This is a genomic window from Actinoplanes oryzae, from assembly GCF_030757795.1.
GTDB lineage: Bacteria > Actinomycetota > Actinomycetes > Mycobacteriales > Micromonosporaceae > Actinoplanes.
Map to the genome: position 1 here is coordinate 1 of NZ_JAUQWH010000271.1, position 7149 is coordinate 7149.

Genomic DNA, 7149 nt, shown 5'->3' on the forward strand with positions numbered 1-7149 from the left:
GTCGCGTGCACCAGCCGGTGTGCCCACCGGCTGCCGGCTGCGCGAGCCGTGCCGCAGAGCACGACCGGGCCGCCGGCGGCCAGCACCCGGCTCGCCTCGGCGATCAGGCTTTCGCCGACCAGCACCGTGCCTTGATGCACGACTTCGTATCCAGCGGCCGCAAGGGGCGCGGCTACCTGTTCGGCATGCTCCTCGTCACCCACGGCGTGCGCGATGAGAATGGGGCGGCGCCGGGGCGGGTCACTCATCGGATGGCTGCCAGGAGGCGGCGTACTCCGTCATCCCAATCAGCGACAAGGTCGGCATACTTCAGGTCCGCGAGTATGGCGGGTACCGCATCACCGGTGAGACGTACCGGCAGAAGTTTGATCGACCGGCCATCCAGTTGGCGGGCCAGACTCGACATCCATTCCCGGCTCATCCATGGCGAGTCGATTCCGGAACTCGAGTAGCAGAGAACCAGGTATGCCGTGCCGGTCAGCCCAGCCGATATACGCTCCACCACAGAGTCGCCAAGATTGATTCGCCACTCGTCGAACCAGACGCCATGGCCGGCAGCTCGCAGCGCCTGGGACAACGTGCGTGCCTTCGCGGCATCGGCGGACCGGTAACTGACGAAAACCTCGGCCATACTCCTCCTTTGCGAAGGTGAGATGCCACCTGATGACGCTACAGGGATGGGGGGTGTGTGGCGAGGCCGGATGTCCTCGCGAAACCTCCGTTACCCCTGATGTGGTGAAGGGCCTTTGCTTCGGCAAGCGGTGAAGTCAGGTTTATGACAATGGTGTGATGAGTGCGTCCGGCAACCCGCATGCACGGCTGCCGCCGTATTCGGAACGATCTCCGCAAGGGATGGCAGCAATGATCACGAGCGGCGGCTCTGCCTGGAGAGGTGGTGAGCGCAAGTGAGAGCATATGGACGCTTCAGGGCCGCGGGACGGCGACGACGTGCACAGCATGACAGGCTTCGACGCCTGGGTCGCCGGGCTGCGCGGCGGTGCTGATCCGCACGAGGCGCTTCCGCCCGGTCATGTCGGGCGCTCGACCTACTGATGGATCACGTGGCGTGACGCCGTGCCGGGGCCGGCCGAGTTGCGGTTGCTCGAGGCGGGCGGCCACATCGGTTACAGCGTGCGCCGCGGCTGTCGCGGAGTGGGCCCTTGCGACGTGGCGCTCGGGACGACGCTTGGCCGGGCGCGCGCCCTGGGGCTCGGCGGCGTCCTTTTGACGTGCTCGCCAGACGATGCCGCGTGCGCGCGCATCATCGAGGAGGCCGGTGGGCGTGCGGGAGACGGCTGTCGGGGTCAAGCGGCGTTACTGGGTCAGTCTTTGACCGGGAGCAGGGCTCGGACCAGGTCGTCGAGGGGGCCGACGAGGTCGGCCTCGGAGGCGGAGGCCAGGGGGTCGGTGGCCAGGGAGGCTCGGAGCATGGTCATGCCGAGGGTGGTGGCCAGGACGATCTGGGCTCGCAGCAGGACGCCGTCGTCGGTGGAGGTGCCGGGGCCGGCGACTGCTTCGGCGAGGCGTTCGCTCATGGAGCGCAGGAGGGCTCGGCGCATGTCGTCGATGCGTTCGTCGCCCGAGGAGCGCAGGAGCAGGAGCATGGCCTCGTGGAGGCCCTCGTCGCTGGCGGAGCCGAGGACGCGGCGGGCGATGCCCTCGGCGATCCGGGTGCGGGTCAGGCCCGTCGTCTCCTTCTTGAGGGCGAGGAAGGCCGTGGTCAGGCACGCCTCGAAGAGGCCTTCCTTCGAGGTGAAGTAGCGGTTGATCAGGGCGACGTTGACCCCGGCCGCGTCGGCGATGTCGCGCACGGTGGTGGTCGCGTAGCCGTCTCGGGCGAAGCGGGTGCTCGCCACCTCCAGCAGCAGCTGGCGGGTCTGCGAGGCGTTGCGCCGCCGGCGGGGGGTCTCGCCGGCACAGGCGGCGGTTGGTGCAGCCACGGACCGTCCTCTCGTCTCCTCCCTGCAGCGTAACGCGCCCGCAACCAAGTGTAAACAGTCGTTGACTTGCGGGCGGGGCCGAGGATGCGGGAGGGAGTTGTTCTCCCGCTCACATCGTAGTGAACAAAGGGCGACGGCTCACTACGTTGAAGTCAGCAAGCGTTTACTCCAACGGGGGAGGGGTCCATGGCGCGAGCAATGGCCCGCGGAAGGGCGGCGCTGCGCGAGCTGCTGCTGGTTGTCGCGCTCTTCATGGCGTACAAGGCGGGGCGGATCCTCACCACCGGGCACACCGGGGAGGCCATGGCCAATGCCGGCTCGGTGTGGGACTTCGAGCGCCTGCTGCACCTGCCGGGCGAGCACGTGCTGCAGGGTGCGCTGCTGGAGCACGGCTGGCTGGTCGTGGCCGCCAACAGCTATTACGCGTACGTGCACTTCCCGGCGACCGCCATCTGCCTCGTCTACCTCTACGTGCGGCGTCCGGAGGTCTATCTGCGGACCCGTCGCATCCTGGCCGGGCTGACGGCCGCCGCGCTCGCGCTGCACATCGCCTTCCCGCTCGCGCCGCCGCGTCTGGAGCGCGGCACGGGCATGGTCGACACCGGCTCGCTGTACGGGCCCGCCGTCTACGGGCCGCCGGACACCGACACCCTGAGCAACCAGTACGCCGCCATGCCCTCCCTGCACGTCGGCTGGGCCCTGGTGATCGCGCTGGCCCTGATGGCGGCCGCCGGCCCCGCGGCCAGGTGGCGGTGGCTGTGGCTCGCCCACCCGCTGATCACGCTGCTCGTCGTGGTCTCCACGGGCAACCACTACTGGCTCGACGCCCTGGTGGCGGTGGCTCTGCTGGCCGTCGTCGCCGCCGTCGTGCCGCGCACGGTCAGGCCGGTTATCCCCGGGCAGCGGACGAAGCAGGCGGCGCGGCAGGGGGATCCGGCGGAGGGCGCCGCAGGGGTGGCGAAGCGTGCATGACGCAGTGATCCGCGCCACGTAAGCATTTGTTGACTTGGCGCCGGGGCGGCCGATAATAAGTCAGCACGCGTTTACATCGACCGCTGAAGGAATCATGACCACCACCATCGAGAACGGGACCGTTCCGGACGAGGACCACGCCAAGGGCGGCGGGCTCCTGGTGCTGTACCTGGCGCTGGGCGGCCTGGCGTTCGCGGTGCTCCAGTCGCTCGTGTCGCCGGCGCTGTCCACCATCGGCCGCGAGCTGGAGGTGTCGACCGGCGACGTCAGCTGGGTCGTCACGGCGTACCTGCTGTCGGCCTCGGTCCTGACCCCCATCCTGGGCCGGCTGGGCGACATGGCCGGCAAGCGCAAGGTGCTGATCGCCGTGCTGGCGATCCTGGCGGCCGGCACGGTGGTGGCCGCCCTAGCGCCCAACCTGGCCGTGCTGATCGCGGGCCGGGTGCTGCAAGGCGCGGCGGGCGCGATCCTGCCGCTGTCGATCGGCATCGTCCGCGACGAGCTGCCCCGCGAGCGGGTCGCCACCACGGTCGGCCTGATCTCGGCGATCTTCGGTGTCGGCGCCGGCATCGGCATCGTGGCCGCGGGCCCGATCGTCGAGCACCTGTCCTGGCACTGGCTGTTCTGGCTGCCGCTGGTGCTGGTGATCGTGGCGCTGATCGGCGCGATCTTCGGGATGAAGGAGTCGCCGGTCCGGACGCCGGGCAAGCTCGACATCCTCGGCACGGTCATCCTGTCGGTGTCGCTGGTGGCGCTGCTGCTGGCGATCAGCAAGGGCCAGGCGTGGGGCTGGGGCGACGCGAAGACCGTCGGCCTGCTCGTGCTCGGCGTGGTGGGCCTGGTCGTCTTCGTCTTCGTGGAGCTGAAGGTCAAGGAGCCGCTGATCGACATGCGGCTCATGACGATCCGCGGCGTGTGGGCCACCGACCTGGTCGCCCTCATCCTGGGCTTCGCGATGTTCGGCACGTTCCTGCTGGTCCCGACGCTGCTGCAGCTGCCCGAGGCGACCGGTTACGGCTTCGGCAAGTCGGTCTCGCAGGCGGGCCTGTTCCTGCTGCCGACCGTCGTGATGATGGTGCTGTTCGGCCCGCTGGCCGGCATCCTCAACCGCAAGTACGGCCCGAAGCTGCCGATGTTCCTCGGCGCCGTGTTCGTGGTGGCCGCCTTCACGCTGCCCGCGCTCGCGCACGGCCAGATCTGGCAGGTGCTGGCGTCCGGCATCCTCACCGGCGCGGGCATCGGCTTCGCCTTCGCGGCCATGTCCAACGCGATCATCGAGGCGGTGCCGGCGAGCCAGACCGGTGAGGCGACGAGCGTCAACACCATCGCCCGGACGATCGGCAGCAGCATCGGCACCGCGGTGGTCGCCGCGGTCATCACCTCGCACACCACGCCGCAGGGCCTGCCCACCGACGACGCCTTCACGTACGGCTTCTGGACCTGCGCCGGCGTCGCGGTCCTGGCCATCGGCGCCGCCCTGGCCCTGCCGGCGGCGCACAAGCGGCACGAGGAGGCCGTCGCCCACGGGGTGAGCGACCTGCCGCCGGAGCCCGAGGAGATCCACCTGCCGGGGACGCACGCGGCCAAGTAACAGTCGGGGAGACGACAGTCCCAGGGGGCCGGCGGCCGGCCGGTGCGAGATTGCCGGGATGGAACTCGGAATCGCGCTGCCGACCTCCGGCCCCCTCGCGTCGCCCGACAGCATCGTCCGCATCGCCGGAGCGGCCGACGAGCTGGGCTACAGCACCATCTACACGTACGAGCGCCTGCTGCGGCCGATCGCCCCGGCCGTGCCCGGGCCGGACGGCACGCTGGAGCGGCTGCCCGAGGCGTACCGGCTGACCTACGAGCCGCTCGAAACGCTCAGTCATGTCGCCGCGACGACCACCCGGGTCAAGCTCGGCACCAGCTGCCTGATCGCGCTGCTGCACACGCCCGTGATGCTCGCCCGCCGCCTGGCCACCCTCGACCGGTTCAGCGGCGGCCGGGTCGTCGCCGGGCTGGGCCAGGGCTGGCTGCCGCAGGAGTTCGCGGCCGCCGGCGTGCCGTTGCGGCGGCGCGGCGCCGGCATGGACGACTTCGTGGCCGCGCTGCGCGCCTGCTGGGGCCCGGATCCGGTGGCGTACGAGGGCCGCTTCTACGCGATCGAGGCGTCCGAGGTGAACCCCAAGCCGCTGCAGGAGCATCTGCCGATCCTGCTCGCCGCGAACTCCGAGGGCGGGTTGCGGCGCGCCGCCCGGATAGCCGACGGGATCAACCCGTCCGGGTTCTCCGCCGAACAGGTCTCGGCGGCCGTGCGTACCTTCCGGGAAGAGGCCGCCGCCCACGGCCGTGACCCGGCGACGCTGCCGGTGGTCGTCCGCGCCGTGGCCCCCATGAGCGCGCACCCGCTCGGCCCGGACCGGCCCTTCCTCGGCGGCTCCCCGGCGGAGATCGCCGAGCAGCTCAAGCCGCTCGCCGAGGCCGGCGTCACCGAGGTGATCCTGGGCGACCCGCCGTACGAGAGCGTGGACGCCGACCTGCGCCTCTACGAGGACCTGATCACGCTCGTGGGGTGAGTTTCAGGGAGTTGCCGGAAGACGGGGGGCCGCCGCGGGCGAATCCTGGGAGGGATGCCTGAGGAGGGGGACGGCCGTGATCGTTGCGATGGGGTTCGGGACCGCGCAGGTACGCCCGGGGACCGACCGGGTCCGGCTGAGCCCGGGGGAGGAGCTGACCGTCGGCCTGGGCGTCACCGCCACCGAGCGGTCCGAACTGGACAGTGCCGCCGCGTTCGTGTGGACGAACTACAACGCGGCGGATCCGAGGCAGTTCCGGGCTGAGCCGATGACGCCGGTGGAACCGGAGGACCACCATCAGGTCGCGTGGCGGGCGACGCTGCCGCCGGCGCAGCGGGGGACGTTCGTGGCGACGGCGTTCGTGGAGCTGGGCGGCGTACGCCACTGGGCGCCGGACCACGGCGAACCGCGCCCGCACGACCTCGGCAACCGGCTGGTCTTCCGGGTGCGCGACCCCGGGGTGGCGAGCCTGTACGTCCGGCAGGTCCCGATCGACAAGGCCAACGCCCGCTCCGACAGCACCGACATCTCCACGATCGACGACATGCTGCGCGGCGACGGCGGCTTCTACACCCTCGACAAGCTGGCGGCCGACGGCGTGGGCTGCGTGTGGCTGCAGGTGCCCTACCGGCTGGACCTGTGGGACGGGCTGGCGGCGGTCGACGACGCGGGCAGCGACTACGCGAGCACGGACTGGTTCGCGATCGACCCGGAGCTGTCCGAGCAGGCGCGCGCGGTGCCCGGCTGGGACCTCGACCGGCAGCGCACCGTGGCCAACGACGCCATGCGCCGGCTGGTGCACCGGGCGCACGAGCTGGGCATGAAGGTGCTGTTCGAGATCGCGCCCAACCACGTGGGGCACAACTTCGTCTTCCGCGACCGGTTCCCGGAGGGCGACGTGCGGCGCCGCGACTACAGCCAGGTGGCCGTGGACGAGGGGCAGCTCGGGCAGGTGCGGCAGCGGCTCGAGGGCCCGGTCGACGAGAGCATCAAGAACTACGCCGAGTGGATGCTGCCGCAGCTGTACGCCGGGCGCTTCCCCGACGGGCACTACAACCCGTTCGGCGCGGCCGACGTGCGGGAGACCTACTCGCCCGACTGGTACGGCACCTGGCCCGACGTGAAGCACCTGAACCACGGCGGGCACCCCGGCGAGCGGATCTGGCACGCGCGGACGCAGCAGAACGCGCGCGTGCTCGCCTACATCGGGCGGGCCATGGCCTGGGCGGCGACCGACCTGGGCGCCGACGGGTTCCGCATCGACCACGCGCTCGGCATGCCGTACGAGTTCTTCGAGCAGACGCTGCCGTGGGTCGAGATGAAGGTCCGCGAGCTGCGCGGGCCGGACGCCTCGCTGCTGATCGTCCCCGAGGACCACGACCGCAAGGACTACAGCGCGCGGGTCGGCGACGTCATCCAGTCCAAAGGGTACGAACAGCTTCTCGACGCGTTCACGCACCAGGACGTGGAGGCGGTGTTCCGGTGGATCGGCAGCTCGTTCCTCACCGAGGAGTTCACCGGCACGGGCAACCACGACGAGGTGCGCGGCGCCGAGTTCTTCGCCGGGGACCTGCTGGCGTACGGCAACGCGGTCCTCACGATGCAGCTGCTCGGCGGCCCGATGACCATGCTGGCCGGCGACGAGTACGCCGAGTCGCAGAAGCTGCGGTTCAAGGCCA

Annotated in this window: 8 protein-coding genes; 5 read left to right on the forward strand and 3 right to left on the reverse strand. The window is 70.8% G+C overall.

The genetic code is table 11. From position 1 onward, the window contains the following. Together RBH18_RS42125 and RBH18_RS42130 are read right to left on the reverse strand one after the other, a co-directional pair. Positions 1-203 (reverse strand): hypothetical protein (locus RBH18_RS42125; RefSeq protein ID WP_306216122.1); only part of this gene is annotated, 203 nt, incomplete at its 3' end. Between the two features lie 41 nt (positions 204-244). Then, positions 245-631, reverse strand: coding sequence for a toll/interleukin-1 receptor domain-containing protein (locus RBH18_RS42130; RefSeq protein WP_306216123.1), 387 nt, complete (start codon positions 629-631; stop codon positions 245-247). A 284-nt stretch (positions 632-915) separates the two neighbouring features. On the opposite strand from RBH18_RS42130, the gene RBH18_RS42135 reads away from it, so the two are divergent. Next, the gene (locus RBH18_RS42135) at positions 916-1053 is read left to right on the forward strand and encodes a hypothetical protein (protein ID WP_306216124.1); all 138 of its coding nucleotides are present in this window, start codon (positions 916-918) and stop codon (positions 1051-1053) included. Positions 1054-1322: 269 nt separating this feature from the next. On the opposite strand, the gene RBH18_RS42140 is transcribed toward RBH18_RS42135, so the two are convergent. Then, positions 1323-1940: a TetR/AcrR family transcriptional regulator gene (locus RBH18_RS42140; protein ID WP_306216125.1), complete on the reverse strand. Its 618-nt coding sequence runs from the start codon at positions 1938-1940 to the stop codon at positions 1323-1325. Between the two features lie 186 nt (positions 1941-2126). Between RBH18_RS42140 and RBH18_RS42145 the strand changes: the two genes are divergently transcribed. The 4 genes from RBH18_RS42145 to RBH18_RS42160 all read left to right on the forward strand — a co-directional run. Continuing rightward, complete coding sequence (locus tag RBH18_RS42145) at positions 2127-2912, forward strand: phosphatase PAP2 family protein (protein WP_306216126.1); 786 nt, start codon at positions 2127-2129, stop codon at positions 2910-2912. A 94-nt stretch (positions 2913-3006) separates the two neighbouring features. After that, the gene (locus RBH18_RS42150; protein ID WP_306216127.1) at positions 3007-4503 is read left to right on the forward strand and encodes an MFS transporter; all 1497 of its coding nucleotides are present in this window, start codon (positions 3007-3009) and stop codon (positions 4501-4503) included. A 58-nt stretch (positions 4504-4561) separates the two neighbouring features. Then, positions 4562-5470 (forward strand): TIGR03619 family F420-dependent LLM class oxidoreductase, encoded by a 909-nt coding sequence (locus RBH18_RS42155; RefSeq protein WP_306216128.1) that lies wholly within the window; start codon positions 4562-4564, stop codon positions 5468-5470. A 76-nt stretch (positions 5471-5546) separates the two neighbouring features. Next, positions 5547-7149: alpha-amylase family glycosyl hydrolase (locus tag RBH18_RS42160; RefSeq protein WP_306216129.1), on the forward strand; the 1603-nt coding region annotated here is incomplete at its 3' end.

What these genes read in the sequence shown, in the direction of transcription:
- RBH18_RS42130 (WP_306216123.1), bottom strand. Translation starts at nt 631, where the DNA reads ATGGCCGAGGTTTTCGTCAGTTACCGGTCCGCCGATGCCGCGAAGGCA.
- RBH18_RS42135 (WP_306216124.1), top strand. Translation starts at nt 916, where the DNA reads ATGGACGCTTCAGGGCCGCGGGACGGCGACGACGTGCACAGCATGACA.
- RBH18_RS42145 (WP_306216126.1), top strand. Translation starts at nt 2,127, where the DNA reads ATGGCGCGAGCAATGGCCCGCGGAAGGGCGGCGCTGCGCGAGCTGCTG.
- RBH18_RS42150 (WP_306216127.1), top strand. Translation starts at nt 3,007, where the DNA reads ATGACCACCACCATCGAGAACGGGACCGTTCCGGACGAGGACCACGCC.
- RBH18_RS42155 (WP_306216128.1), top strand. Translation starts at nt 4,562, where the DNA reads ATGGAACTCGGAATCGCGCTGCCGACCTCCGGCCCCCTCGCGTCGCCC.